Consider the following 26,957-nt stretch of genomic DNA (forward strand, 5'->3'; position numbering starts at 1 on the left):
CGCGCCCAAGCAAATGCGCGTCCCGATCCTTGCGGAAGGGGACGCGCGCCGGGCCTCGCCGCTCGCCGAGGCGGGCCGGTTCAAAGGTCGTCGTGATGATGCGCGCTGCGGGTTTCCAGCCACACCAGGGTGTCGTGCCTCAGGGCGCGCACGCACTGCGCCAGGAAGGCATGCACCGTTTCCAGCTCCGACGCGTCATAGCGGCGCGCCAGCGTGACGACTTGCTCCGTGATCCACTGCCGTTCCTGGGCCAGCATCTGGCAGGTTTCCTCGACCGGCCGGATCACGATCATCCGGCGGTCCAGGGGATGACGACCGCGTTGCACATATCCAGCCCCTTCCAGGCGATTGATCAGGGCCGTCGCGCCGCCGGAGCTGATGCCCATCAGCTGGACCAGTTGTCCGGTGGGCAGCGCGTCGAACTCCATGATCAGCTCCAGCGCTTTCAGATCCGCCAGGGGAATCTCCAGCTTTTCCGCCAGGGCCGCCTGGCAGGCCGCGTTGTACACGGCGAACTGGCGGCCCAGCATCAGGGCGATATCCTCGAGCATTCCGGGGCGCAGCGTGGCGGTGCGGGACTCAGGCATCACGGTCACATGCTCGTGGTGAACGATGGTTTCTTGTTGCAGCATGATTTCGCTCCCTCACGAATCAGGTTGTCGTCATTACTTCTTGGCCGTCAGGCCGCCCGTCAGGCCGCCGAGCAATCCGCCCAGCAACCCGCCGTTGGCCGCGCCGCCGGACGAGCCGGTGGTGCCGCCGGTCGCGCCGCCCAGCAAGCCGCCAAGCAGCCCGCCGTTCGCGCCTGCCGAGGCACCGGCACTGGCGCCGCCCGCGCTGGCTCCCGCATTGACAGCCACGCCGCCGAGCAGGCCGCCCAACAGTCCGCCGTTGGCCGCGCCGCCCGAGGCGCCGCCCGCCGCTCCGCCCGAGGCGCCGGCCGTGACGCCGCCGGTCAGTCCGCCCAGCAATCCGCCCAGCAGGCCTCCATTGGCCGCGCCGCCAGCCGTGCCGCCCGCGGTGCCGCCGGCCGTGCCGCCGAGCAGGCCGCCCAGCAGACCGCCGTTGGTCGCGCCGCCGGCGGTGCCGCCCAGGCTGCCCGTCACGCCCGCCAGCAGGCCGGTGACCGGCGCCAGCAGGCCGCCATTGCCGCCCGCCGGGGTGCCGCCGACACCGCCCACGCCGCCCAGGATGCCGGTGATCGGGCTCAGCAGTCCGCCGTTGCCGCCGGCCGCGCCGCCCAGGCCCAGGCCGCCGGTCAGGGCCGCCACGGTGCCGGTGGCGTTGGCCAGCGTGTTGCCCAGCGGATTGGTGTTGCCCGGCGTGGCGTTGAGCAGGCCGCCCACGCTGCTGACGGTGGCGCCCAGCCCTTGCAGCACGCCGCCCAGGCCCGCGGTGTTGCCGACCTGGCCACCCAGTCCGGCGACGGTGCCGCCCACGTTGTTGAGCAGGCCGGCAACCGGCGCGCCCAGCTTGGTGGTGGCGCCGACCTGCTGGGTCAGGTTGGTGACCGTGCCGGCCAGCGGGCCGACCGTCGGGTCAAGCGCCGCGCCCACGCCGCCCAGCGTCGGGCCCAGGCCCAGCGGCAGGAGGTTGTCCGCAGCCTTGCCCGTATTGGCCAGGGCAGGCTCCAGCACGGGCTTGTAGGGGCCGCTGAGCACGCCGCCGGTCACGCCGCCGACCAGCTTGTTCACCGGGTTGAGCAGGCCGCCCTGGCCGCCCAGGCCCGCGGTCAGCGCGCCCACGGCATTGGTGGCGTTGCCGAGCACGGTCTTGAGCGGATCCGGATTGTTCGGAGAGGCATTGAGCAGGCCCCCCGCGCTGGCCACGGTCTTGCCCAGGCCGTCGACCAGTCCGCCGACGCCGGCGCCCAGTCCGCCCGGCAGGCCGGTGCCCTTCACGGTGGTGCCCAGATTGCTGACCAGGCCGCCGGTTTGTTGCAGCACGCCGTTCACGGGCTGGCCCAGGCCGGTCGTCGCGCCGACCTTCTGCGTCAGGCTGACCACCTGGTCGGTCACGGGTTTGACCGTGGGGTCGAGCGCCTTGCCGATGCCGCCCAGCGTCGTGCCCAGATTCAGGGGCAGGACGTTGTCCACGGCCTTGCCGGTATTGCCCAGGGAGGTTTGCAGCGCGCCCGGCGTGGTGGTCGGCGTGGTGGGGCCGCCAGGATCGGGGTTGCCCGGGTTTCCGGGATTGCCGGGATTGCCTGGGTTGCCCGGCAGGCCGCCGCCCGGGTTGGTCGGGATGTTCGTGCCCGGCAGGCTGGCGGATTTGCTTCCACCGCCGCCACCGCCGCCGCAGGCGGAGAGGGCGCTCATGATGGCGGCCGCCATGACGGTGGCGGTCAGAATGCGTTGCACACGTTGCGTATCTGTCTTGATGTACATGGCGAGCTCCTGGTTTGGAAGGGTCAGACGGCGATACCGCCCGATACCTTTCCTCATGCATAAACCGTGCCAAGTTTTTTCAGGAACCGATTTTGAACGTCATTCTTGGAGTTAAGGGTTAATAAATATTCATTTTTTTCAATGGCTTGCGTATCATTCCAAGGGTTTGCACCAATATTGAGAAACCCGCAAATCTGGGATCGCAAAGAGCCTGCGAATGTTACGAATGCGGCGGATTCGGGGGTTACGTTACGTCGGGCGTTACGTAACGTGATGTTGGGAACGGGCAAAAAAAAGCGCCTGTCGCAACAGGCGCGGGGATATCGCGATTTATCGACGCCCCGGTTTATTCGGGACAGGGAACATGCCGTTCAGAACGCGTCGTAATAAAGAGAGTAATTCGCGTTGAAGCGCAGGTCGCGGTTGTCGCCGTTGGAAGTGCGCGAGGCGACGGGCTTGGCGACGTTGAAATCGAATAAATAGTACTTGTCGTCGGTAAACCGCAGGCCGAGCGCCACCGAGGACAGATGGCGCTGGTTCAACTGCTGGAGCGACGAGTTGTTGTACCAGGTGCGGGCATAGTCCACCAGCGCGTAGGGCTGCACATTGCTCAGATACCGCCAGCCGGTGTTGAAACGCCGATTGATTTCCAGCGATGCGCCCACGCCCTTGTCGCCGCTCTGTTCTCCTTGCGGGTAGCCCATGGCGTAGCGCCAGCTGCCGAACGAGACCTGTTCGGACGAAGGCAGGATATTGCTGGAGTATTGGCCAGCCGCGGACAGCACCAGGCCAAACTGTGCCGGCAGCACAAACGTTTGTTTTGCGTTCAGATTGAAGCGCTTGAAATCCAGGTCCAGGACCGGCACCGAGGAAAACCCGTAATTGGTCGAGATTTCCTTTTTCGCGCCGGCGGCGTCAAAACCCTTGGCCACGCCCAGTGTCACGTCGGTGGCCATGCTCTCGGACAGCTGGATATACCTGAGTTCGGCATTGACGGCGCGCACGCGCGCGTCCTGTTGCAGCCAGCGATCGCTGTTGTTGGCTTCGTAGCGGTCTTTGGAATTGGCCGCGTATACCCCCAGCGTGCCGGTCAGCGAGCGGGTGTTGTTGAGCAGGAAGGGGTAGCTCACGCCCAGGCCGATACGGTCATTGCGGACGCGCCGCTGAAATCCCAGGTATTCGATTGCATCGTCCTTGGGACGCGCGTCATAGTGATAGCCGTCCACCTTCACGGCCAGCCCGTCGGAGCCGATCGGCACGCGGATCTCGCCCATGACGTATTTGACGTCGCCCGACCTGAAAGGCACGGCGGCTGTCAGTTTGATCTGTTCGCCCAGCGGCGTCAGGCTGTTGGTGGCGACATTGACCAGCGGCTGCATGCCCTTGCCCAGCTCGGCCACGCCGCCGGTCAGGCTCACCGGCTGCCGGCTGGCCTCCAGCACCAGTTCAGTGGCGCCGTCCGCGCGCCGGGGCAGGTCCAGGCTGGGCGTGAAGGTCACGCCGGGCACGGTGCGCATCAGGTTCAGCACGCGCTCCAGCGTGGCCTGCCTGAGCGGCTTTTCCTCTTTCAGCCGCTGCGCCAGCGCTTCGAGGCGGTCCTTGGCATTGCCGAGGTCGCCGTTGATGCGAACGCTGCCGATATGGCCTTCCACCACCGTCACGACTACCAGCCCGTTGGCGAAATCCTGGTTCTGCACCAGGGCGAACGACAGCGGATAGCCGCGGTCGCGATAGAGCTGGGTGATCTTGTCCACGTGCTGCACCAGCTCGCCCAGGCTGATTTCCTTGCCGGACAGGGGGCTCAGCAGCGCCGACACCTCTTCGAAGGGCATGGCGTGCACGCCGGACACGTCGAAATGGCGCGGCACGATGCGCTGGGCCAGCCGGGCCTGCAGCGCCAGTTGCTCCGGCGTGGGCGCCTGCACCACGGGCGGCGGCTGGTTGGCCGACGCGGGCCTTTCCATCGGCGGCAGCGAATCCACCGGATTGCCGCGCAGCGGGCCGTCGGCGTGAGCGGTTCCTGCGGCCAGTGCGCAGGCCAGCAGTACGTACGAGGGGCTTGCGGGGAGCGTGCGTCTCATGCCTGTCGTGTCTCTGATGTGCCGCGGCATTGCCGCCGGAACGGTAATGGCGATATTTACCAAATATCAGTTATTAATGGGGACGTAATATTTACTGCGATAAATGGAGGATTGATGTCAGGCGGTATCTTGCCAGCGCCCATGGGTAATGACAATTTATTTCATTGTGGCCGGATGGCCACTTGCCGTAATTGCCCAGGATGCTGGCTAACGGCACGCTGAAATCAAGTGAAACCGTTGCCTGGCCTGGAGTTCTTAAGGGTTTCCAATATGATTGTTCTGAATATTGGGGGTAGGAGTTACATGTCTGTTGTTGTCACGCTGTGAATGCTGGTATAAACCCTGATGTGTATTAATTGTTAATAGATAAGACTATATACACGTTTCTAAACACTTTCGATTTTCGGGTTAACCGGAGTCCGCAAGATGTGCCAGGATGACCGCAAGACGAGTCGCGGCGAACGTTCGGCAAGACAGGCGGCAGGCCAGGGGCTGCTGCCTCGGGGGCGCGCATGAATCCGGGTGACGTCGTTCCGCTTTCCTTCAATGGTGGCCTGGTCGCGCTGTCGTTCCTGACGGCGGTGCTGGGCTCCTATGTGGCGCTGCTTGCCGCTGTCGGCATCCGCACGGAAACGCAGGACGGCGATATCCGCCTGGGCTATATCCTCATCGGCGCGGTGGCGATGGGCGGCGTCGGTATCTGGAGCATGCACTTCATTGGCATGCAGGCGCAGGACCTGCCCTTCCTGGTTGGTTATCAGGTGGGTTTGACCGTACTCAGCTTCCTGGTTGCCGCGGGGTTCTCCGGGTGGGCTTTCTGGTATGTGGGACGTGACCGTTTCACGATCGGACGCTGCCTGGTCGGCGGCCTGGCCGCAGGCCTGGGCGTCGCCGCCATGCATTATGTCGGCATCAGCGCCATGCGCATGCCGGCAGTATTCCTGTGGAATCTGCCGCTCGTTGTTTTATCGGTTTTGATAGCCGTAATCGCCGCGTCGGCCGCATTATGGCTGGCTTTCAATACGCAAAATGAGCTCCAGCGCGCCGGAGCGGCCGTTTTGATGGCCGTGGCCGTGTGTGGCATGCATTACACCGGCGCCGCGGCGGGCACGGTGGTGTGCACCGCGCCGCGCGACGGAACCGGCATGCAGATCGGCGGCGTGCTGCTTCCCTATATTGCCTTCGGGCTGTCGGCCGTGGTGCTGGTGCTCATGCGCTGGCACCTGCAGCGGGCCTCCAGCCGTTTTCGCGCCCGCCTGGCGCAGCGCATCGACGCCATCATCGAATCGGCTCCCGCCGTGGAGCCGGGCAGGACCCACGGTCCCACGGTGGGACCGGGTTAGGCACAGGGCCCGGGTGCAGGCCGGCGCCAGCGGGCTTGCGGACGGTTCCTGGCCTTAGCGAGCATGCTTCGCACGCGCGGGCGGCTCAATTGATCAATCGAGACCTTGGGAGCTCGACATGAAAGCGAAACTTGCGCAGTTCTGGAACGATGAGGAAGGCATCACCGCCCTGGAATACGGGCTCATCGCGGGCCTGGTGGCAGTGGCCCTGGTCATAGGCGTTGGCGCGTTCACGGGCAGTCTGAAAGACATGTTCAACGCACTCAAGACCAAGCTGGATACCGCCAGGACCACCTGATGGGTCGGCTGGCGGGCCGGCGGATGGCCCAGTGCCGGCCGCCGGTTCCAAGGGTCCGCCCGGCCAAGGGTGGAGCTGATGACAGAGCAGGAGTCTGAGATGAAAGCCAAGCTCATGCAGTTCTGGAATGACGACGCCGGCATCACGGCGCTGGAGTATGGCCTGATCGCCGGACTGGTCGCGGTCGCGCTGATCGCGTCGGTGGGCTTGTTCACCGGCAGTCTTCAGAGCATGTACCAGGCGCTCAAGGCGAAGCTCGACGCGGCCCAGGGCACCTGAGGCCCTCGGGAACAAGCCCGGCGCGCCGCGGACGGTCCCGGTTCCGGGGCCCCGCCCGCGGACTGCCGCGGTGGTGTCCGCGATGCACGAATTGGAGGGGCGGCGTCCGTTCGGAAGGACGCGCTGCGGTCGTATCGGTAACCGTTGGAAGGTCGTGCCTTGTATCCAGGGGAAGCGCTGTGGTGGCTGTTGTTCGCATGCTGGAATCTGGTGTTGATCCACGCCGATCTGCGCCATCGCCGCGTTCCCAATACGCTCATCGTCGCGGGATTCGCGGGGCAGCTGCTTTGGCTGCTGGCCGCCTGGCTGGTTCCTGGCTGGATGCCTCCGCCGCGTTGGGCCGGCTGGGGCATGGCGTTGGCAGGCTTTTTCTGCGCCTTCCTGTTCCTGCCTGTTTGGGCGCGGCGCAAGATGGGCGCGGGCGATGTCAAGGCCATCGCCATACTCGGCCTGCTGCTGGGCTTCGCACCGCTGATGGTGACGCTGGTGGGGGCGAGCCTGCTGGCGGGCCTGCATGCGCTGGCCTATCTGCAGATCAACCGCTATTGGGCGTTGGCCGACCGCTGGAAGCAGATTCCCTATGGCGCGTATCTGGGCGTCGCCGCGCTCAGCGTGGTGTTTATTCCCTTGAATTCGGTCTGGTATTCGTGGTGTTTTTCCTGGTGTTCTACGGGATCCTGACCTATTCCCTGGTGTTCGCCGCACAGCATTCCATCACGCTGGCCGCGCAGGACGGCGCGCGCAAGGTGCTGCAATGGCAGGCCGGCACGCCGTCGCTGACGGCCCGCGCCAACGCCGGCCGCGACACCGCGCTGGCCCTGGCCAACTGGGTCAGCACGATGTCCTCCGCGCCGGTCAAGGTGGCGGTCTGCGGCAGCACCGGCACGCTCAGCAGCGCCGGCGGCGGCGCCTGCAGCGGCATGACGCTGGCCAAGGACCAGATCGAAGTGACGGTGTCCTATGCCTATGGCGCGCACCCGCTGATCCCCGCCTTCCCGTTCCTGCAGGATGCGCTGATGTCCGCATCCAGCGTGCTCACCGCGCGGGCCACCGTGTATCTCGGCAACACCATGGACGGAGATACCTGAGCCATGCGGCCCGCGATGAAGCCCACCCCTGATCGCCATGGCGCATGCCGCGGGCAGCGCGGCATCGCCGCACTGGAGTTCTCGCTGACCTTGACGATGCTGCTGATGTTCATCTGCGCCGTGGTTGGCTATGGCGTGCTGTTCTGGATGCAGCAGCAGCTGGCGGCGGCGGCCAACGAAGGCGCCCGCGCCGCCGTGTTCGCGCGCTTCTCGGGAGCGCCCGACGTGAATGGCGCGGCCTGCACGGCGGCGATGGGCGTGTTCTCCACCGGCTCAGCAGTGGGCTGCGCCATTACCAGCGCGCCTTGCGCCTGGAGCGGCGCGGGCGGACAGACCGCCAACTGCGCCACGATCTCCATGACCTACAACACCCAGTCCTGGCCGGTGCTGGCCACCATGCAGGCGCTCATCGCCATGCTGCCCGGCGCGAACAAGGACTGGATTCCGTCCAGATTGTCTTCCAAGGCGACCGTGCAAATCTCACAAGGGACACCATGAGCAGCTTGAGCAAGATCATCGCGGGCGTGTTGTTGGTGGCTGGGCTCGTGCTGGCTTTCGTGGCCTGGCGCCTGGCGTCGGCGCCGTCCTCGCCGCCGCAGCCGGCCGCGCCCGTCGCGGCCAGCGCGCCGGCGCCGCAGGAGCCGGTCAAGTTCTATCCCGTGGTGGTGGCGGCCAAGGCGATCCCGGCCGGCACGCGCATCGCGCCGGACATGCTGGAAGTGGCGAAGTGGCAGGTGGCCCTGTCGGGCGGCTTTCCGGCGGCCGACCTGCTCACCGGCGCGATCGTGCGCACCGACGTCGCCATGGGCGATCCCATCTTGCCGTCCATGCTGGCGCATGGCATGGCCAGCCTGCTGCAACCGGGCGAACGCGCGCTGGCGGTGGCGGTGGATGAAGTGAGCGGCGGCGGCAATCGCATCCTGCCGGGCGATTTCGTCGATGTGTTCTTCATGCTGGACAAGAGCTCGGAAGTGCAGGCGGGCCAGGCGCGCCTGCTGCAATCGCAGCTGCGCGTGCTGGCCTATGGCGCGAACTCGCTGGACGGCCCGGAAGAGAAATCGCTGTTGCAACAGGGCGCGCCCGCGCAGCCGGCCAAGACGGCGGTGCTGGCGGTGCCGGTCGAGCGCGTCAGCGAGCTGATGCTGGCCAGCCGCGCCGGACGGCTGCAGCTGGCGCTGCGTCCGCTGGGCGACGCGGGCGTGCCCGATATCGCCCTGTTTCCGCAGCGCCGCGCGGCGATGCAGGCGCGCGCCGACCTGACGCCCGGACAGCGCGAGCTGCTCGACAGCGGCCCCAACAGGGCCTATGGCGGCGACACCCTGCCGCAAATGGACGGCACCACGCTGTCGCCGCGCCAGGCCATGCGCGGGTCGGGCGGCGGCGGGCGCAGCGTGGAAATCGTCAGAGGAGACAAATCCGAGCGCGTGCGCTATTGAACCCGGCCGCCCTGTGTACAGGCCCCTGAGACTGCAACCATAATCTGACCGAGCATGATGAAGAGATATCAGTTGTCCATGGCGCAGGCGCGCCACACGCATCGCAAGAATGGGATATCGCTCCATCGGGGCCGCGCGGAGCCGGCTTTGCCGGTTCGCGGTGACGCCCTCTTCAGGGAGGCGCGCGTGGCGCCACGGGGGTGGGCTGCTCTGCGGCGCTCTGCCTTGGTGATCTGCGTGCTGGCCGCCGCGGCGACGCTGACCGGCGGTCCGGCCGCGATGGCGCAGAACGCCGCGCCGGCGCAGGGGGCCGTGGCGCCCGCCGGCGATATCGCGGTGGCCGTCAGGGGGCAGCAGACCTTGATGCTGGGCGGCGCGCCGTCGCGCATCGCCATCGGCGATCCGGAAGTGGCTGATGTGAAGGTGCTGCCGGCGTCCGGCAAGCGCTCCGCGTCGGTGCTGGTCTATGGCAAGAAGGCTGGCACCACCCAGTTGCAGGTCTGGAGCGGCGCCAACGCCGCGCCGCAGGTCTGGAACGTGCGTGTGTCAGGCCCGGTCCAGGGCGTGATGGCCGGACGCGGCGTGAGCGGCGGGGCCAATGTGGACATGGCCGGCGACAAGGCGGTGCTGTCCGGACATGCCGAGTCGCAGCTGAGCCATCAGGGTTCCGTGTCGGCGGCGGCGTCGGCCGTGGGCGGCGAGAAGAACGTGGTGGACCTGTCCACCGCCGGGCCGGGCGGCGTGGTCCAGGTCGAGGTCAAGGTGGTCGAGGTGCAGCGTTCGGTGATGAAGCAGGCGGGCATCAGCTTCGCCGGCCGCAACGGCCCCTGGGGCGGCACCAGCTCGATCACGCCCGACGGCTTCACCGCGCCGCTGGGCTTCAACAAGTCCGCGCCGCTGGCCTCGGGATTCTCGCTGTTCTATGACTCGAACAACTTCAGCGCGCGCCTGCGCCTGCTGCAGGGGAACAACATGGCCCGGGTGCTGGCCGAGCCGACCCTGGTGGCCTTGAGCGGGCAGAGCGCCAGCTTCCTGGCGGGCGGCGAGCTGCCCGTGCCCGAGGCGGCCGGCCTGGGATCGGTCACGGTCGCGTTCAAGCCCTTCGGCATCGGGCTGACCGTCACGCCGACGGTGCTGTCGCGCGAGCGCATCGCGCTGAAGGTCGCGCCCGAAGCCAGCGAACTGGACTACAGCAACGGCATTCCGCTGGTCACCAGCGCCGATAACGTCACGGTGATCCCGGCGCTGCGCACGCGCCGGGCCGACACCACCATCGAACTGGGCGATGGCGAGAGCTTCGTGATCAGCGGCCTGGTGTCGCGCCAGACCAAGGCGCTGGTGAACAAGGTGCCGATGTTGGGCGACCTGCCGATCATCGGCACTTTTTTCCGCAGCGTGGACTACAAGCAGGAAGACACCGAACTGGTCATCGTGGTGACGCCCCGGCTGGTGCGCCCCATCGCGCGCGGCGTATCCCTGCCGCTGCCGGGGGGCAAGCAGGAGGTGAGCGACACCGCGTTCAACGCCTGGGGCTATTACCTGATGGGCCCGATGAGCGGGCAGCAGATGCCGGGTTTTTCACGGTGAGCGACATGAAGACACATGCCAGGGAATGGGTGGGCCTGCAGAGCGGGAACCGCTTCTTGTTTTGTTCCAAGGGCGATGGCGTGGCCGCGCAGCTGGGCCAGGCCATCGGCGACCTGGGCATGCTGACCCAGGAAGCGCCGGCCGTCGAGGACCTGGCCAAGCGCCTGGCCGAGATCGCGCCGCAGGTCGTGTTCCTGGACTTCACGCTGAGCGAGGATGAACCCGGCAAGCTGTTCCGTTCGGCCGAGCTGGCGCGCTTGCTGGCGCGCATCGCTCCGGGCATTCCCAGGGTCGCGGTGGGCCTGCTCAGCCAGCCCGAAGGCGCCATCGCCGCATTGCGCGCCGGCGTCAGCGATTTCGTCGACCCCTCGGTCGCGCCGCAGGAAGTGAAGGACGTGGTGCAGCGCCTGCTGGACACGCCCGCCGCCGGCGGCGGGCGCGCCGACGGCCAGCGGCGCAGCGTGCTGCTGCTGGGCACCCGCCCGGGCGTGGGCACCAGCACGCTGGCCGTGCACCTGGCCGGCCTGGTGCAGGACCGCATGAAGCAGGCGCATGCGCTGCGTGCCGGCGCCAGCGGCGCCAAGCCGCCGAAATCCGCCGATGCCGGCGCCACGCAGCCGCTGTCCAGCCGCGTGGCGCTGCTGGACCTGGGCTGGCCGGTGGGCGATTGCCAGCTCTATCTGAACATCGGCAGCGACTTCGATTTCGCCGAGGCCGCGCGCAACCTGCGCCGCCTGGATCCGACCCTGCTGGGCTCGGCGATGGCGCACACGGCCAACGGCCTGAGCGTGCTGGCCCTGCCGCGCGACCTGGGCCAGATGCGCGATATCTCGCAATCCGATTCGCTGCTGGTGTTCGAGCGGCTGCGCCAGCATTTCGGCGTGGTGGTGGCCGACGCCGGCGGTTTCAACAATCCCGATTTCGTGGCCGGCCTGGCGCGCACCTCGCAGCAGAACTGGATCGTGACCGACCAGAGCGTGGGCGCGCTGGTGTCGCTGGCCGGCCTGCTGCAGGAACTGGAGCAGCTGCACGTGGACCGGCGCAGCCTGGGCCTGATCGTCAATCGCTACGACGAGCGCTACGGCATGACCGCGCAGCAGATCGCCGAGCGTTTCCAGCTGGAACTGGTCGGCACCTTGCCCGACCGCACGCTGGCCCTGATGGTCTGCACCAACCAGGGCCGCCTGCTGCACGAAGAGGCCGAGCGCGACGTCTACGTGCGCGCCGTGCATGCGCTGGCGGAAAAACTGAACACGGAAGAAAACACGCCCGGCGGGCGCGCGAGCTGGCTGGCCACCTGGCTGCCGGGCGTGCATCGCCGCATGGTGGTGGATTGACAAGGGACGGCGGCGGAATCCGACATGATCATGACAGGCACCATAGAATTCGGCGGCGACGGCGACCGGGGCTTTTCCGCTTCGAATCGCTACCAGGAAATCAAGACGGCGGCCTACGAGCACCTGCTGTCCCGCATCGAGGAACTGGGGGCGGAATTCGGCCGCTGGGCCCGCACGGCCATCCAGGAATTCGTCGACATCGAGGTGGCCAGCTTCGTGCGCCTGCGCCGCGTGCCCATCAACGAGGGCGAGATGCGGCAGATCTCGGAGGCCCTGACCAAGGAACTGGCCGGGCTGGGACCGCTCGAAGACCTGCTGGCCGATCCCGCAGTCGAGGACATCCTGATCAACGGCTATGACAACGTGTTCGTGTCGCGCCGGGGCGTGCTGGCGCGCGAGACGTTGCGCTTCACCGACAACCAGCACGTGCTGCGCATCGTGCGCCGCATCCTGGCGCCCATGGGCCGGCGCCTGGACGAGTCGACGCCCATGGTCGATGCGCGCCTGCCGGACGGCGGCCGCCTGAACGTGGTGATCGAGCCGCTGGCGGTGGACGGGCCGATGGTCTCGATCCGCAAGTTCCGCCAGGATCCGCTCAAGCCCGCCGACCTGCTGACGCTGGGCACCTTCGACGAAGAGATCTACCGGTTGCTCAGCGAGGCGGTGAAGCACCGCTGCAACATCCTGGTGTCAGGCGGCACCAGCTCGGGCAAGACCTCGCTGCTGAACGCGCTGGCGTTCTTCATCCCCGAAACCGAGCGCGTGGTGACGGTGGAAGACACCGCCGAGCTGTCGCTGAACCATCCCCACGTCGTGCGGCTGGAGGCGCGCCAGGGCGGCTTCGACGGCAGCGGCGCGGTCACCATCCGCGAGCTGATCCGCAACAGCCTGCGCATGCGTCCGGACCGCGTGGTGGTGGGCGAGGTCCGGGGCGCCGAGGTGATGGACATGTTGCAGGCCATGAACACCGGCCATGAAGGGTCCATGGCGACCATCCACGCGAACTCGCCGCGCGAATGCCTGTACCGCATCGAGATGCTGGCGGGTTTCGCCGGCTTCCAGGGCAGCGAGGACAGCCTGCGTCGCCAGATCGCCAGCGCGCTGGATTTCATCGTGCAGATCGGCCGCCTGTCCAACGGCAAGCGGCGCGTGCTGTCGGTGACCGAAGTCACGGGCATGGGCGACAACGTCATTTCGACGCAGGAACTCTACCGGCACGAATCCTTCGCCACGCCGGAGGGCGAGGAAAAGGACCGCTGGAACTGGTTGGGCATCCATCCGCACACGCCCAAGCTCGCCAAGATGCGCCACGAGGCGCGTCAGTCCGACGGCGGCGCGCCAGAGCCAGACGGCGGGGGCGGCGGGTTCTGGAGCCGGAGGCGCTGATGCAGCAAGCCCTGGTTCTGGCGGCATTGGCGCTGGTGCTGGCCGTGGCGGCCGTGCTGCTGTGGCGGCACGCCAATAGCGGCGCGCGCCGCGCCGCGAGTTCCGCATTCCTGGAAAACCAGCTGCGACGCGCGCGCGACGTGCCGGTCGGCGGGGCGACATTCGCCGGCGGGGCGCGCGCGGCGCGCAGCGGCTTTTCGTGGTGGGACCGGCTGTTGCTGCTGGCTGGCCTGCGGCATGGCGCGGGGCTCTACCTGCGGATCTTCGCGCCCATCGTCGCGGGCGCGCTGCTGGCCTGGGCCTTCCTGGGCGCCTTGTCCGGTGTCGTCACGCTGCTGCTCCTGACCGTCGGCGCCTATTTCCTGCTGTGGCTGCGCGCCGACAAGCGCCAGCGCCGCATGATCTCGCAACTGCCGGCTTTCCTGGACAACATGGTCCGGCTCATCACCATCGGCAACAGCATGGCCTCGGCCTTCCAGACCGCCGCCACCAGCGCCGACGAGCCGCTGCGCGAAGTGGTCGAGACCGCCGCCGCCCTGAGCCGCTCGGCCAAGGAACTGGACGAGGCGCTGGCGCACGTGTCGCGCCAGTACGGCCTGAAGGAGCTGTACATGGTGGCGGCCGTGGTGTCGATCGCGCTGCGCTTCGGCGGCCGCAGCGACCAGGTGCTGGAGCGCATGGCGGCCTTCATGCGCGACGTCAGCCAGGCCCGCAGCGAGCTGTCGGCCAGCTCGGCCGAGATCCGCCTGTCGGCCTGGATCCTGGCGCTGCTGCCGCTGGGCATCGCCGGTTTCATCATCGTGGCCAACAACGATCTGTTCGTGGGACTGTGGGAAGACCCGCTGGGCTTCAAGATGCTGGCGACCGCCGTGGCCATGCAGGTCGGCGGATCCTATTGGCTGTATCGCATGGCCAAATCCATCTGACGGGGGCGAGGATGCAAGCGCTGGAATCCCTGAACGCGACCCTGGTGCTGGCCATGGCGCTGACCCTGGTGGCCGTCGCCATGCTGGTCCTGGGCGTCAGCATGGTGCGCCGCCTGCGCGGCCAGGGCCGCAGCCGCCAGGTCGTCGACCAGGCGCTGGCCACGCGCAGCGGGCGGCCCAAGGCGGCCGAGCCCGACGAGCCGGGCCGCCTGGCCGCCGCGGCGCGCGCGGCGGACTCCTTTGGCAAGCGCCTGACGGAAGGGCGGCTGGCCGAGGCCCTGATGGCCTCTGAGGATCGCAAGCTGGTCGATATGGCGGGCTACGCGAATCCGGTGGCGGCGCGGTCGCGCTTCGTGGCCGCGCGCTTCGTGCTGGCTATCCTGCTGCCCATCGTGGCGGTGGCGGTGGACCTGGAGAAGAATCTGATCGATTCCTCGGTCGGCGTGCTGATCGCGGCCTTCCTGGGGTTCGCCGTGGGCTACATGCTGCCGAAGATCTTCGTGCGCCGGCGGCTGGCGCGCCGGCGGCGGCAGGCGGCCGACGAACTGCCGTTGCTGATCGACCTGTTGCGACTGCTGCAGGGCGTGGGCCTGTCCATCGACCAGAGCCTGCAGGTGCTGGTCAAGGAATTCGCCCAGGTGCTGCCGGTGCTGTCCTATGAGCTGCGGCTGGCCACCGAGCTGCACGTGCGCGGACGCACGCGCGAGCAATCGCTGGCGCGGCTGGCGTCGGGCTTCGACAACGACGATATCTCGGCCATCTGCAGATTGATCGCGCAGGTGGACCAGCATGGCGGCGCGGTGCAGGAGCCGCTGCAGCGCTTCGGCGAGCGGCTGCGCGACAAGCGCCGGCTGGACCTGAAGGAGAAAGTCGGCAAGACCACCGTCAAGATGACGGGGGTGATGATCGTGACCCTGCTGCCGGCCCTGTTGATCGTGACGGGCGGCGCGGGCTTCGTGGCGGTATTGCGCGGTCTGTCGCGCATGGGGGGGCTGTGATGGCAGGCGGTATCGGAAGCACGATGGGCAGGCTGCGGTGGGCGGCGCTGGCGGCGGTGATGGCGGGCGCGGGCCTGTCCGGCTGCAAGACCAACAACGTCGAATCGGCGTGGCAGCTGATTCAGCAGCAGCAACAGGAGCAGGCGCTGGCGCGGCAGAAGGAAGACGATGCCGAGAACAAGCGGCGGCCCGCCGAACCCGAGCTGATGCTGAGCATGATCGCCGAGTCCCAGCGGCAGGAGCGCTATTTCGCCTCGCTGGCCTATATCGACGCCTTCCAGCAGCAGTTCGGCAATGATCCGCGTGTCGGGCCGATGCGCGCCGAGGCGCTGCGGCAGACCGGGCAGACCGCCGCCAGCGAGCAGGCATACCGGGCCTTGCTGGGCACGCCGCAGGCCGCCGACGGTTGGCACGGGCTGGGCCTGATCGCCGGCGCGCGCGGCCAGTACGCTCAGGCGGCGGATGATTTCTCGCGCGCGGCCAAGCTGGCGCCGACGGATCCGCGCATTCTCGGCGACCTGGGCTATGCGCGCCTGCGGGCGGGCGATCCCGCCGGCGCCCGGGTGCCGCTGGGCCAGGCCGCCGAACTGGCGCCAGACAGCCCCAAGGTGCTGGCCAACCTGGCGCTGTTGCTGCTGGTGGAAGGCGACGCGGTCAAGGCGCAGCGGGTGATGGAGCAGGCCAAGCTGGGCGAGGAGGCGCGCGCGCAGGTGTTGCGCCTGGCCGCCGAGGTGCGCAGCCAGAATGCGCCGCCGCCGCTGGCCGACGCCACGCCCGCGCGGACGCCTGGCGCCGGCGCGGCCACGGTGTCGCCGGTGGTGGGGCCCTTGATGGACCGGCTTGGCAACGGGCCCATCGTGCGTTGAGCGCGATCGATGAGCAAACCGACATTTCCCAGGAAAACCGTCATGTTCCCAGACCCGAAACGCGTGACCTTGTGCCTGGCGCTATTCATCAGCGCGGGTGCGATGGCGCAATCCAACGCGCCCCTGACCGGCGCGATGAACGGCGGCGCGCAAGCGCAGGCCGCACCCGCGCAAGCCGCGCCCGTGCAGGCGGCCGACATGCCGGCGCGCCCCGTGGTGCAGCAGGTCCAGACGCCGATGCCGCCGCCCCAGGCGAGCGCGCCCGAGCCCGAGCCGCAACCTGAAGCCGTGGGCGACATCACGCGCGCGCTGTTCGAGGCGCAGGCCGACGGCCGCCGCGCGGGCGGCGCGCTACCCATGCTGGGGCCGATGTCGACCGCGGCCTGGAACCGCTATCTGGAGAGCTTCTCCCATCCTATTCCCGAGTGGTTCCAGAAGCGGATGGAAACCAAGAACACCAATTAAGCATGCGTTCCGCGCGTTCCGGACCGATGTCCGGGACGCGCGGGTTCCCCGGTCCAGGCACGCCGGTCTTCGTATCCATGCGGAGTCGCGAACATGTCAACCCGCTCGATCCGTTACGTTCCTCGCTCGCGGCAGCGCGGCAGCATGACTGTCGCTGTCGTGTTCGCGGTGCTGGTGGGCCTGGTGCTGCTGGGCGTGGCGCAGCTGGGCTATGGCTACTACATGAAGCGCGAGATCCAGAAGGCCGCGGACCTGGCCGCGCTGTCGGCCGTGCAGGTACTGGGCATGGGCGCCGCGGCGGATTGCAGCCGCGCCAAGGCGGCGGGCGTGTCGGCCGCGCTGGCCAATCTGCCCAATATCCTGGACACCTTTTCCGCGGCCGACGTGACCGTGGATTGCAAGCTGTGGGATCCGACGCGCCCGCCGGTCGGCGGCATGCCGCTGTTCGATCCGGCCAGCGGCCAGCTGCCCAATGCGATGCGCGTGCGCATCGGCAAGACGCTGGGTAGTGTCATTCCCAGCGCCTTTGTCGGCGGCGATACCGTCGTGTCGGTGCAGGCGGTGGCGACCAGCACGCAGCCGGTGGCGGCCTTCACGGTCGGATCGCGGCTGCTGCGGCTGGAGAAGGGCGGCCTCCTGTCCAAGATCCTGGCCTCGGTGGGGGCCACGCCGCAGCAGCTGGACGTGCTCGACGCGGCCGGCCTGGCCACGGTCAACATCACGCCGTCCGGCTTGCTGGAGGCGCTGGGCCTGCCGCTGTCGGTGGCCACCGGCGTGGGCACGCCCGCCCAGCTGGCGGCGGTCAGCAACCTGACGCTGGGCCAGCTGCTGAACGCCACGCTGACCGTGATCAACAAGGCGGGCACGGCGGCGGCCGACATCACGCTGCTGAACAACGCTATCAAGACCGTGCTGCAGGTCATGCCGCTGAACCTGCCGGTCAAGCTGTTCGGCGACGGCGGCGTGTTGGACCTGGAGGTAGTGGGCGGCAGCGTCACGTCGGCGCTGCAGGCGAACGTCAACGCGCTCAACATCCTGCAGACCGCGCTGGTGATCGCCAACGGCCAGAACCTGATCGACCTGGGGCTGAACGTGCCGCTGCTGGGCGTGCAGTCGAAGGTGCGCATTGTCGAGCCGCCGTCGATCGCGGTGGGCGGCGTGGGCGCCACGGCCACCAGCGCCGGCATTCGCGTCTACTTGCGCATCAATACGAACAATATCCCCGTGCTGGGTCCCTTGCTGGGCTCGACGCTGGGGACTTGGGTCGACTTGCCTGTCATCATCGACGTGGCCCAGTCCACCGGCACGCTCGCCAAGCTGTGCCAGGCGCCGCTGACCTCGACACAGGCCACCATCAACGTGACCTCGTCGCTGGCCAATGTCTGCCTGGGCCGTTTTCCGGGCATGACTTCCGACAGCGACACCAGTCCGGCCAACTTCCTGGCCCTGACCAACGCCTGCCAGCCGGCTTCGTTCAACACCATCCAGCGCTACAAGGTGCTCAATGTGCTGGGCATCCTGCCTTTGACCAGCAAGGTCACGCTGCCGGTCTTCAATTCAGCGGCGCCGGTGCCGGTCACGCTGACCGCGCCGCCATCGCCCAATTCCAAGGCCACCGTCAACGCCACCTCGCTGGACCTGACCAAGCTGGCCTCGAACCTGGCCGATGCGCTGATCGGCGGCATCCTGGGCGACCTGTTCAACACCGGCACGCCGCTGACCGAGCAGCAGCGCACTGATCTGGCCACCAAGCTGGTGGGCGGCGGAGGTTCGAACTCCGGCAAGTCGGTGTCGGAAGTCGTCAACAACATGCAGTGGTCCAAGGACGCCATGAATCAGCTCGGGCAGCGCATGAGCACGGGCGGGTTGACAGGGGTGCTGGGCGGCACGCTGCAGCTGGTGGGCAACATCCTGAGTTCGCTGCTGCTGGCGCCGCTGAGCGACCTGACCTGCGCGCTGGCGATCGTGCCGGACGCCGTCCGCCAGTGCCGGGTCGGCGCCGTCAGCAGCCTGGCGTTGACTGGCGGCAATCAGGCCAGCGGCGTGCTGTCGGTCGTGGTGACGCTGCTGCAGCCGCTGCTGGACATGCTGTCGACCCTGCTGCAGCAACTGCTGGACCTGCTGGGCCTGAGCCTGGGCCAGACCGATGTGTCGCTGCTGTCGGTGGATTGCGGCAAGCCCCGGCTGGTGTATTGATCTGGAACCTCTAACTGGAAGCCCGGAAGCGGGCTGCGTGGTTTGCCAATGAATCAGAAATTCGTCCGCGAGGAGTTCGATCTGTATGTCTGGGAGGGCACGTCCGACATCGCCGCGCGCGCCGAGCGCTGCCTGGCGGGCATGGACGTGACGCTGGTGCGGGCAGACGCCGGCACGGCCTTCCCGCCGCCGCGCGATCCGGGCCGGCCCGCCGTGGCGCTGGTGTCGGTGTCGGTGATGGGCGACAACCGCTTCAGCGGCTACGACTGGCTGGCGGTGCAGGCGCTGCCCATCATCTGGGTGGCCTCCGAGGCGCGTGGCCGCGATCCGCGCTACTACCCGCCCGAATATTCCTATACGTTGCCGCTGGCCTTCACCACGGCCGACCTGCGCAAGCTGCTGTTCGAGCTGCTGGGCGTGCTGGACCAGGCCCGGCCGGCCGCGCCCCGGCGCGAACAGCCGCTGATCGCCGTGTCCGAGCCGATGCGGGCCCTGCTGGCGGAAGCCGAGATGTACGCGGATTGCCGAAGCAACGTGCTGGTCCATGGCGAAACCGGCGTTGGCAAGGAGCGCGTAGCGCGCCTGCTGCACGACCGCGCGGCCTGGGCCGACGGTCCCTTTGTCGCGGTCAATTGCGGCGCCATTCCCGAAGGGCTGTTCGAGGCGCATTTCTTCGGCCACGCCAAGGGCGCCTTCACCGGCGCCGTCGGCGCGCACAAGGGCTATTTCGAGCAGGCCAACGGCGGCACGCTGTTCCTGGATGAGATCGGCGACCTGCCGCTGTACCAGCAGGTCAAGCTGTTGCGCGTGCTGGAGCAGAGCGCGGTCACGCGCCTGGGCTCGGCGACAGAGGTGCCGGTGGATTTCCGGCTGGTCGCTGCCACCAACAAGGATCTGCGGGTGCTGGTGGCGCAGGATGAGTTCCGCGCGGATCTGTATTACCGGCTGGCGGTGATCGAATTGCGCATCCCCAGCCTGGAGCAGCGCGGAGCCGCCGAGAAGATCGCCATCTTCCGGTCATTGCTGGAGCGGATGGGCGCCGGGGACGAACCGCCGGACTGGCTGCTGGAACGCGCCGGTGCCACACGCTACGAGGGCAATGTACGCGAATTGTCCAACGTGGCCGAGCGCGTGGCCATCGTCCGGCGCCAGTTCCAGTCCTGGGACCGGGCGCGCATCGAGCGCATCTTCGACCAGCTGGTCGAACCGCTGCGCACGCCGGCCGCGCTGGGGGCGGGCGGCGCGCAGTGCGAGCCGCCTGTGTTCACCGATGCAGAACGGGCCGAGCGCGCCCGCATCCTGGCCGCGCTGGACGCCAACGGCTGGCGTCGGCAGGACACCGCCAATACCCTGGGCATCAGTCGCAAGGTGCTGTGGGAAAAGATGCGCAAGCTGCATCTGGGCGGCGGGCAGGGCGAAACCGCCGACGGGATGGTGGAAGCCTCCTGAAGGTGCAATAGGGAATGGCCCGTAGAGGGCGACATCCGGGGCGGCGCGCCGTGCGCGCGCGGCAGCTTCCGGAGCAATAAATTGCTATAGTTCCGCAACGATTTTTTTGGGGTAGGCATGAACGTCCACTTTATCCGTGCCACCGCGCGCATGGCGCTGTTGGGTACGGCCCTGTCCGGTCTGGCGGCTTGCGCCAGCGCCCAGCAACCCGAAGCGGCCCGGCCCACGGTCCAGCAGGTAGAAGACACGCAGGCCGCGTCCGCGCCGGTGACGCCGCCGCCTCCCGCGCCCGCCGCGCGGCCGGCCAGCACCGTCGCCGAGCTGCAAGGCCTGATCCAGAACCGCCAGGTCTCGGAACTGCGCACGACCTACAACGGCACCTACGGCGCCAGCCTGCTGTTCAAGCCGGACGACCTGACCTATTACGTGGCCCTGTTCCAGCAGAAGGACTTCTGGCGCGTGGTCAAGACCCAATCCGACAAGCAGGCCGAGGCCACTTACCGCGCCTTCGCCAGCCAGTCGATGGAACTGGCCGAGGTCGATATCCAGCGTATCCGCCTGCAGGCGGAGTACGCCCGCAACGAGAAGCTGCTGGCCAGCCGCAACGCCCAGCTGAGCACGCTGCAGGCCGACAACACGCTGCGCATGCAGCAGGAAGAGCAGGTCGCCGCCCGCCAGCAGCAATCGCGCCAGGAAGCCACCGCCCTGGCCGACCAGCAGAAGGACGTGCGCCAGCAGCTGCGTGATCTGCAGCGCCAGATCGACGCCCTGCAGGCCCAGCAGGCCCAGCTCGGCGGCGCGGGCGCGTCGTCCAAGCGCGGCAGGTAAGCGCTCGTCTGGGCGTTTGGCATGCGATATGGCGGGCCCGTCTGGGCCCGCTTTCTTGTATTCTGCCGGGTGATCCTCATATAGACCCCATGGCACTCAAAGTTTTCGACCTCCAGTGCGAGCACAGCCACATCTTCGAGGGCTGGTTCGGTTCGCACGAAGACTACGACGCGCAGCAGGCGCGAGGTCTGGTCACGTGCCCTGTCTGCGGATCGGCGTCGATCACCAAGCGCCTGTCGGCGCCGCGGCTGAACGTCGCGCATCTGCACGCGCCCGAACCCGCGCCTCCGCGGCAGGCCGAAGCGCCTGCCGGCGCGTCCGAGGCCCAGAAAATGGCGGTCCTGCAGGCCGCCGTCCTGACCCAGGTGCGTGCCATGCTGCGCAGTACCGAGAACGTCGGCGCGCGCTTCGCCGAAGAGGCGCGCCGTATCCACGAGGGCGAGGCCGACGAGCGTCCCATCCGTGGAACCGCGTCGCGCGCAGAGCGCGAGGCGCTGGCCGAGGACGGCATCGAGGTCATGGCGGTGCCTGACTTCCTGGACGACGACCGGCTGCAATAGGCGCGGGCCAACCAGGCGATAAACGCCCGGTCGACAAGCGTTGGGCCCGGGCTCATCTCCGACCGACAGGCAAAAAAAAGCCAGACCAAAGGTCTGGCTTTTTCGCTTGCGGCCGGGATCAGTTGTTGACGCGGCTGCGGTACTCGTTCGTGCGGGTGTCGATTTCGATCTTGTCGCCGATGGCGCAGAACAGCGGCACGTTCAGTTCGTAGCCGGTGTTGATCTTGGCGGGCTTGAGCACCTTGCCCGAGGTGTCGCCGCGCACGGCCGGCTCGGTGTAGGTGATTTCGCGCACGATGACCGTGGGCAGTTCCACCGAGATGGCGCGGCCGTCGTAGAAGACCACTTCCACGGGCATCGACTCTTCCAGGTAGTTCAGGGCGTCGCCCATGCTGTCGGCTTCGATTTCGTACTGGTTGTACTCTTCGTCCATGAAGACGTACATCGGGTCGCCGAAGTAGGAGTAGGTGCAGTCCTTGCGTTCCAGCTGGACGACTTCGAACTTTTCGTCGGCCTTGTAGACCGATTCGCTGGCGGCGCCGGTCAGCAGGTTCTTGAACTTCAGCTTCACAACGGCGGCGTTGCGGCCGGACTTGTTGTATTCAGCCTTCTGGACGACCAGCGGGTCCTTGCCGACCATGGCCACGTTGCCGACTCGCAATTCCTGAGCGGTTTTCATCGATAAAACTCCGGGGGGTAAGGGGTGCACTCGCCGTGCTTGCACAAATCACCGCGCTGTCGACCCTGGTTCGCCATCGCCATCATCTGGCGGGCGGATGCGGGATTTCACGCGGGTTTTCGATCTTGTGCACACCCCGGGAGGCGTCAGTATTTTGAGGCCCGATCGCGTCAGGGCTTCTCAGAAAACTCTCTATTCTAGCGTTTCTTGGCCAACTCTGCGCAAAATGCGGCCAGATTTTCCGCCAGGTCGGGCCGGTCGGCCTGGGCTGCGTCCCAGTCGCGGGCGGCCCAGGCCCAGGCCTGCCAGGCCTCGGGCGCCAGGGCGGCGGCCAGGGCCGGACCAAGGGCTGGCGGGCTGTCGGGCTGGTTCCAGGCCCGGATCAGCGCCCGGGCGCCTTCGGTGGCCGGATAGCGGGCCAGCCAGGCCTCGAGCTTGTCCAGATGGGCCAGGCCGTGCTGCGGGTAGATCTGCCAGACCAGCGGACGCGCGGCCCAGGCGGCTCGCACGAAGGAATCCTCGCCGCGCACGAAATTCAGGTCGGCGCACCACAGCAGGCGGTCGAAGTCCGGCTGGCTGACGAAGGGCAGCCTGACCAGGGCGGGGCGGCCCGGCGCGGCGCAGGCCGCTTCCAGGCCGGGCGCCACGCCTTCGGGCGCCAGCAGCACGGTCGGGCGCGGATCGGCGGCCAGGGCCGAGGCCAGCGCGTCGACCGGCGCGTCCGGATAGCAAAACAGGGACACGAGCCGGGCACCGTCGCGCCGGCGCGACAGCGCGTCCTGCGGCACGCCCAGGGCGCGCAGCAGGGAGTCCTGTTGTTCGGGCGAGGCCTGCAGCGCGTCGCGTTCGGCGGACAGGCCGGGCTCGCGCAGCAGTCCGCCCGTGGCCGGAGTGAAGCCGGGAAAGTAGAAATGCTTGACCAGCCCGTCGGGCCGCTGCGACGGCAGGCCGTGGCAGCTTTCGATCCAGGCTTCGGCGCTCAGGTATTCCAGGTTGATCCAGACGGGATGGACCTGGCGCATGGCCGCGAGGAAGGCGTCGGGCGGATCGCAGGCGAAGGCCTCGATCACCACGTCGCCGGGCGTCAGGTCGGCGGGCGGCGCCGGCGTCCAGTGGACGATGTCGAGGCCCAGGCATTGCTGGCGCGCCTGTTCCGGGTCCAGTCCGGGCTGGATGCGGGCGAAGGCCCGCAGGTCGTCGACCCACAGGCGCGGCCGCCAGCCCGGGACCTGGGCCAGCCGGCGGGCCAGGCGCCAGCACACGCCGATGTCGCCGTAGTTGTCGACGACCCGGCAGAAGATGTCGGCCCGCATTGCGCTTCCTAGTGGAACTTGGCCGGCGCGGCCTCGGCATCCTCGGGCAGCTCGGCGTGCACCAGTTCGCCCAGCGGATTCGGGAAGTAGGGCGCGCCGCAGTCCTCGCAGTAGTCGGGCGGCAGCAGGCCGGGAATGCGGCGCACGTCGTTGACGCCGTATTCCTTGAGCAGCGCGGCGATTTCGTCGACCACGTCGGGCTGGCCCTCGTCGGCCGGCAGGTCTTCCTCGCGTCCGTACAGCGGCCAGACGCAGCCGTAGTACACGTCATTGCTGTTGCGCGCGGTGAAACCGATGCGGTATTCGTCGATCCGGCTTTCGCCGCAGCCGGCCACCACGGCCCGCAGCTGGGAGGCCTCGAGATTGACCGCGCCTTCGAGCCAGCTGATGGCGGCGCGCAGCGACAGCGGGCGCACGCGCCGGTCGGCTTCGCGGTTGCTCACGTAATAGGCGTCCGGCAGCAGCGATTCGAAGCCGCAGCCGGGCAGCAGGGCGGCCAGCGTGGGCTGGGCCTGCGCGGCCCATTGCTGCTGGCAGGCTTCGCGGCTGGCGTCGGCGTCGCCGATCTGCTCCTGCCAGCGGAAGATGGGGGCGTGCTCGGGCACGGCCACCGCGGCGACGATGTAGCGCGTGTCCGCCAGCATGTTCGCGGTTTCGGCCTCGGTGTTCAGTGCCGGCTTCATGGTTTCGGCGCCCAGCGCCTGGGTGCCCAGGCGTTGCAGCCACTGCCAGGTTTCGGAGAACGTGCGCGGCATCTGGTCCACGCTGACCAGCCAGGGCATGAGCGCCGCGCGCGCCTGGCTGGACAGCACATGGCCGTGCAGCTGGGCCAGCACCGCCTGCTGCGCGCTGGCGGAGATGGCGCCGGTCGGGATCGCATAGCGCGTCCAGGCCACCACCGGAGCCACCACCAGCAGCACGTCGTGGCGTACGCCGTTCTTGTCGATCTTGGTGGATTCGGACAGGGTTTCCGCCTGTTCGATCAGCACCTCGTAGGCGCCGACATCGGCCTGCGCCAGATGGTCCAGCGCGGCTTCGAGCGGGGCGTCTTGCCCGGCCTTGAGCAGCTTCGGGATGGCTTCGGCCAGCTGGGCTTCCCAGAAAATGTCCTCGACGCGGCTGCCCGAGCGGTTGAGCGCCTGGGCAAGCGTGATCAGACGGCTGGCGTCACGGGTCAGGCGGGGAGCGGATTGGCTGCGGGAACGGGCCATGACTTCTATGGGCATCCAGTGAGTGTGCAACGGCGTAGTTTAACGCCCGCGCCGAACCGGATCATTGCGGCGCCGGCCATGCCCGCGCGCAAGGCGCATGGGCGCTGGCGCTCGGGCTGGAGCAGGGCGGTTTCGGCGCGCATATTCGTGCGCGCGGGATGCAGGCGCGCAAGCGGCAGCGGCTATTGATCCGATTTTGGCAATAGAGCATGTCGAAATCCTATATTTATTGCTCAATCAAATCGGAAGAAAATACTGTCATCGGATTCTCTTCAGGAGGCAGCGCCATGCGTTGGCCCACGCTTTTCGTTTCCCACGGTTCTCCCATGCTGGCGGTCGAGCCCGGCCTGACCGGTCCCGCGCTGGCCGACTGGAGCCAGGCGCAGGGCCGCAAGCCGCGCGCCATCCTGGTGGTCTCGCCGCACTGGATGGGCCATGGCCTGGCCCTGTCCACGCGCGATCAGCAGGTGGCCTGGCATGATTTCGGCGGTTTTCCGCCGGAGCTGTACACGCTGCAGTACGCCGCGCCCGGCTCGCCGGAACTGGCCGCGCGCGCGCAGGCGCTGCTGGCCGACGCCGGCATCGCCGCCGACCGCGATCCGCGCCGTCCGCTGGACCATGGCGCCTGGGTGCCGCTGCGCTACCTGTATCCCCAGGTCGACGTGCCGGTGGTGCAACTGTCGCTGGACATGGAGCGTGACGCCACCGGGCAGCTCGAACTGGGCCGCGCGCTGGCGCCGCTGCGCGACGAGGACGTGCTGATCATCGGCTCGGGTTCGCTGACGCACAACCTGCGCGATGTGCGCATGCCGCAGGACGCGCCGCCGGCGGCCTATGTGCCGGCGTTCCAGGACTGGTACGCCGGCCGCCTGGCCGCCATGGACCTGCCGGCGCTGCTGGATTGGCAGGCGCGGGCGCCGGGCGCCGCCCAGGCTCATCCGCATGACGATCACCTGATGCCGCTCTACGTGGCGCTGGGCGCGGGCGGCGGGCGGGCCACTCGGCTGAACGACGAGATTTCGTATGGCGCCTTGGCGATGGATGCCTATGCCTTCGATTGAGGCCTGTCGAAACCCGTGGACGCCGGACGGCGTCTTGCCCTGACGCGCTTGACTACGGTTTGTTACCGGGCGCGGTTTGAAATTTCAGGACGCCTGCGCATAATGGCTGCCGCCCGTATCCGCGGGCGTTTTCCTTTCTGGACGCATGCCGGAGCCTTCCGGCCGGGAGTGTAGAGATCGTGAATGCGCATATCGTGAAATCCGCGTGTCTGGCCGCCATCGCGGCGTCGCTGGCGACGTCGTCGCCGGCCTGGGCCGAGGACGTGAAGGGTTCCAGGGACCATCCCGCGCTGACCCGCTTCGAGGGCGCCGAGATCCGCGCCTACGAGCACAAGGACTTCGACGAAGCCGTGATGCCCGACCGGCCGATCCCGCGTGAAGCCGAGGCCAAGGGCCTGGAGCTGGAGGGCAAGCTGACCCGCATCTCCTACCGCATCGACGGCAAGAAATCGGCGCTGGAGGTCTACCGCAATTACCAGGGCGCGTTGCAGGCCGGCGGCTTCAAGACCCTGTTCGAATGCAAGGGCGACGAGCAGTGCGGCGGCGATTTCCAGTCCTTCGTCATCAATGGCGGAAAGGTACGCCAGCCCGGACAGGGCGATGCCACGTTCGGCGGCAAGTACTACGTGGTGCTGGCCAAGAAGGAAGCCCCCAGCGGTGACATCTACGTGTTCCTGGACGTGATGGAAGACGGCTCCAACCACATCACGCCGGTGTTCCAGCAAGTGCTCGAAACCAAGCCGATGCAGACGGGGCAGGTCCAGGTGCTGGACATGGCCGCCATGCAGAAGTCGCTGGCCGAATCGGGCCGCGTCGCGGTCTATGGCGTGTACTTCGATACCGACAAGGCCGAGGTCAAGCCCGAGTCGAAGGCGGCGCTGGACGAGATGGGCAAGCTGCTCAACGCCAATCCGAACCTGAAGGTCTACGTGGTGGGCCACACCGACAACCAGGGCACGCTGGCCGGCAACCTGGATCTGTCGCAAAAGCGCGCCGACGCCGTGGTCAAGGCGCTGGAGTCGGGCTACAAGATTCCGGCCGCGCGCCTGTCGCCGCGCGGCGTGGCGTCGCTGGCGCCGGTGGCCGCCAATGACGCCGAGGCGGGCCGCGCGAAGAATCGCCGCGTCGAGCTGGTGATCCAGTGACGGCGCAGCGTTGAGGAAAAAAGCCCCCGGAACCGTGA

26 protein-coding genes are annotated in these 26,957 nt (G+C 68.0%); 20 read left to right on the forward strand and 6 right to left on the reverse strand.

The window, feature by feature from the left end:
* Positions 1 to 80: 80 nt before the first annotated feature.
* The 3 genes from AC6LJ9_RS08595 to AC6LJ9_RS08605 form a co-directional block, all read right to left on the reverse strand.
* Positions 81 to 632 carry a MarR family winged helix-turn-helix transcriptional regulator gene (locus AC6LJ9_RS08595; RefSeq protein ID WP_498147235.1) on the reverse strand — a complete coding sequence of 184 codons (552 nt, stop codon included), beginning with the start codon at positions 630 to 632 and terminating at the stop codon, positions 81 to 83.
* Positions 633 to 665: 33 nt separating this feature from the next.
* Positions 666 to 2,387, reverse strand: coding sequence for a collagen-like triple helix repeat-containing protein (locus tag AC6LJ9_RS08600; protein WP_498147236.1), 1,722 nt, complete (start codon positions 2,385 to 2,387; stop codon positions 666 to 668).
* Positions 2,388 to 2,758: 371 nt separating this feature from the next.
* On the reverse strand, positions 2,759 to 4,351 hold the full coding sequence (locus AC6LJ9_RS08605) for a ShlB/FhaC/HecB family hemolysin secretion/activation protein (RefSeq protein WP_498147256.1): 1,593 nt from the start codon (positions 4,349 to 4,351) through the stop codon (positions 2,759 to 2,761).
* Between the two features lie 629 nt (positions 4,352 to 4,980).
* Here AC6LJ9_RS08605 and AC6LJ9_RS08610 point away from each other — a divergent pair.
* The 18 genes from AC6LJ9_RS08610 (at position 4,981) to AC6LJ9_RS08695 (ending at position 21,510) form a co-directional block, all read left to right on the forward strand.
* Positions 4,981 to 5,811, forward strand: a complete 831-nt coding sequence (locus tag AC6LJ9_RS08610) for an MHYT domain-containing protein (protein ID WP_498147237.1) — start codon at positions 4,981 to 4,983, stop codon at positions 5,809 to 5,811.
* A 118-nt stretch (positions 5,812 to 5,929) separates the two neighbouring features.
* On the forward strand, positions 5,930 to 6,109 hold the full coding sequence (locus tag AC6LJ9_RS08615; RefSeq protein ID WP_103275427.1) for a Flp family type IVb pilin: 180 nt from the start codon (positions 5,930 to 5,932) through the stop codon (positions 6,107 to 6,109).
* 99 nt (positions 6,110 to 6,208) lie between these two features.
* The gene (locus AC6LJ9_RS08620) at positions 6,209 to 6,388 is read left to right on the forward strand and encodes a Flp family type IVb pilin (RefSeq protein WP_103275426.1); all 180 of its coding nucleotides are present in this window, start codon (positions 6,209 to 6,211) and stop codon (positions 6,386 to 6,388) included.
* A gap of 189 nt (positions 6,389 to 6,577) precedes the next feature.
* Positions 6,578 to 7,069: an A24 family peptidase gene (locus AC6LJ9_RS08625; RefSeq protein WP_498147257.1), complete on the forward strand. Its 492-nt coding sequence runs from the start codon at positions 6,578 to 6,580 to the stop codon at positions 7,067 to 7,069.
* Entirely contained in the window at positions 7,036 to 7,476 is a 441-nt protein-coding gene (locus tag AC6LJ9_RS08630) for a TadE family protein (RefSeq protein ID WP_498147238.1), read from the forward strand. Before AC6LJ9_RS08625 ends, AC6LJ9_RS08630 begins: the two co-directional genes overlap by 34 nt.
* Positions 7,477 to 7,491: 15 nt before the next feature.
* Complete coding sequence (locus AC6LJ9_RS08635; RefSeq protein ID WP_498147239.1) at positions 7,492 to 7,974, forward strand: TadE family protein; 483 nt, start codon at positions 7,492 to 7,494, stop codon at positions 7,972 to 7,974.
* Complete coding sequence (gene cpaB, locus AC6LJ9_RS08640; RefSeq protein ID WP_498147240.1) at positions 7,971 to 8,912, forward strand: Flp pilus assembly protein CpaB; 942 nt, start codon at positions 7,971 to 7,973, stop codon at positions 8,910 to 8,912. The genes AC6LJ9_RS08635 and cpaB overlap by 4 nt, the downstream gene beginning before the upstream one ends.
* 279 nt (positions 8,913 to 9,191) lie before the next feature.
* The gene (locus tag AC6LJ9_RS08645; protein ID WP_392410932.1) at positions 9,192 to 10,499 is read left to right on the forward strand and encodes a type II and III secretion system protein family protein; all 1,308 of its coding nucleotides are present in this window, start codon (positions 9,192 to 9,194) and stop codon (positions 10,497 to 10,499) included.
* On the forward strand, positions 10,496 to 11,836 hold the full coding sequence (locus AC6LJ9_RS08650; RefSeq protein ID WP_498147241.1) for a P-loop NTPase family protein: 1,341 nt from the start codon (positions 10,496 to 10,498) through the stop codon (positions 11,834 to 11,836). Before AC6LJ9_RS08645 ends, AC6LJ9_RS08650 begins: the two co-directional genes overlap by 4 nt.
* A gap of 24 nt (positions 11,837 to 11,860) precedes the next feature.
* Positions 11,861 to 13,222 (forward strand): TadA family conjugal transfer-associated ATPase, encoded by a 1,362-nt coding sequence (locus AC6LJ9_RS08655; RefSeq protein WP_498141498.1) that lies wholly within the window; start codon positions 11,861 to 11,863, stop codon positions 13,220 to 13,222.
* Positions 13,222 to 14,148, forward strand: coding sequence for a type II secretion system F family protein (locus tag AC6LJ9_RS08660; RefSeq protein ID WP_498147242.1), 927 nt, complete (start codon positions 13,222 to 13,224; stop codon positions 14,146 to 14,148). The genes AC6LJ9_RS08655 and AC6LJ9_RS08660 overlap by 1 nt, the downstream gene beginning before the upstream one ends.
* 11 nt (positions 14,149 to 14,159) lie before the next feature.
* On the forward strand, positions 14,160 to 15,146 hold the full coding sequence (locus AC6LJ9_RS08665) for a type II secretion system F family protein (RefSeq protein WP_498147243.1): 987 nt from the start codon (positions 14,160 to 14,162) through the stop codon (positions 15,144 to 15,146).
* Between the two features lie 23 nt (positions 15,147 to 15,169).
* Positions 15,170 to 16,012, forward strand: coding sequence for a tetratricopeptide repeat protein (locus AC6LJ9_RS08670; RefSeq protein ID WP_498147244.1), 843 nt, complete (start codon positions 15,170 to 15,172; stop codon positions 16,010 to 16,012).
* A gap of 42 nt (positions 16,013 to 16,054) precedes the next feature.
* On the forward strand, positions 16,055 to 16,477 hold the full coding sequence (locus AC6LJ9_RS08675) for a DUF3613 domain-containing protein (RefSeq protein WP_498147245.1): 423 nt from the start codon (positions 16,055 to 16,057) through the stop codon (positions 16,475 to 16,477).
* A 144-nt stretch (positions 16,478 to 16,621) separates the two neighbouring features.
* Positions 16,622 to 18,673: a pilus assembly protein TadG-related protein gene (locus AC6LJ9_RS08680; RefSeq protein ID WP_498147246.1), complete on the forward strand. Its 2,052-nt coding sequence runs from the start codon at positions 16,622 to 16,624 to the stop codon at positions 18,671 to 18,673.
* 48 nt (positions 18,674 to 18,721) lie between these two features.
* The gene (locus AC6LJ9_RS08685) at positions 18,722 to 20,122 is read left to right on the forward strand and encodes a sigma 54-interacting transcriptional regulator (protein ID WP_498147247.1); all 1,401 of its coding nucleotides are present in this window, start codon (positions 18,722 to 18,724) and stop codon (positions 20,120 to 20,122) included.
* A 117-nt stretch (positions 20,123 to 20,239) separates the two neighbouring features.
* Positions 20,240 to 20,950, forward strand: a complete 711-nt coding sequence (locus AC6LJ9_RS08690) for a DUF2968 domain-containing protein (protein WP_498147248.1) — start codon at positions 20,240 to 20,242, stop codon at positions 20,948 to 20,950.
* Positions 20,951 to 21,039: 89 nt separating this feature from the next.
* Positions 21,040 to 21,510 carry a DUF1178 family protein gene (locus tag AC6LJ9_RS08695; RefSeq protein WP_498147249.1) on the forward strand — a complete coding sequence of 157 codons (471 nt, stop codon included), beginning with the start codon at positions 21,040 to 21,042 and terminating at the stop codon, positions 21,508 to 21,510.
* A gap of 118 nt (positions 21,511 to 21,628) precedes the next feature.
* On the opposite strand, the gene efp is transcribed toward AC6LJ9_RS08695, so the two are convergent.
* The 3 genes from efp to AC6LJ9_RS08710 all read right to left on the reverse strand — a co-directional run bounded on the left by efp (position 21,629) and on the right by AC6LJ9_RS08710 (position 24,713).
* Positions 21,629 to 22,189, reverse strand: a complete 561-nt coding sequence (efp, locus tag AC6LJ9_RS08700; RefSeq protein ID WP_498147250.1) for an elongation factor P — start codon at positions 22,187 to 22,189, stop codon at positions 21,629 to 21,631.
* A 197-nt stretch (positions 22,190 to 22,386) separates the two neighbouring features.
* Entirely contained in the window at positions 22,387 to 23,502 is a 1,116-nt protein-coding gene (gene earP, locus AC6LJ9_RS08705) for an elongation factor P maturation arginine rhamnosyltransferase EarP (protein WP_498147251.1), read from the reverse strand.
* Between the two features lie 8 nt (positions 23,503 to 23,510).
* Positions 23,511 to 24,713, reverse strand: a complete 1,203-nt coding sequence (locus tag AC6LJ9_RS08710; RefSeq protein ID WP_103275412.1) for a DUF2863 family protein — start codon at positions 24,711 to 24,713, stop codon at positions 23,511 to 23,513.
* Between the two features lie 287 nt (positions 24,714 to 25,000).
* Here AC6LJ9_RS08710 and AC6LJ9_RS08715 point away from each other — a divergent pair, with 287 nt between their 5' ends.
* Together AC6LJ9_RS08715 and AC6LJ9_RS08720 are read left to right on the forward strand one after the other, a co-directional pair.
* A complete protein-coding gene (locus AC6LJ9_RS08715; RefSeq protein WP_498147252.1) occupies positions 25,001 to 25,774 on the forward strand; it encodes a DODA-type extradiol aromatic ring-opening family dioxygenase in 774 nt (257 codons plus the stop codon).
* Positions 25,775 to 25,953: 179 nt separating this feature from the next.
* Positions 25,954 to 26,919 carry an OmpA family protein gene (locus tag AC6LJ9_RS08720; RefSeq protein WP_212319445.1) on the forward strand — a complete coding sequence of 322 codons (966 nt, stop codon included), beginning with the start codon at positions 25,954 to 25,956 and terminating at the stop codon, positions 26,917 to 26,919.
* The last annotated feature ends 38 nt before the right edge of the window (positions 26,920 to 26,957 follow it).

The organism is Achromobacter sp. 1011811831, assembly GCF_059760905.1.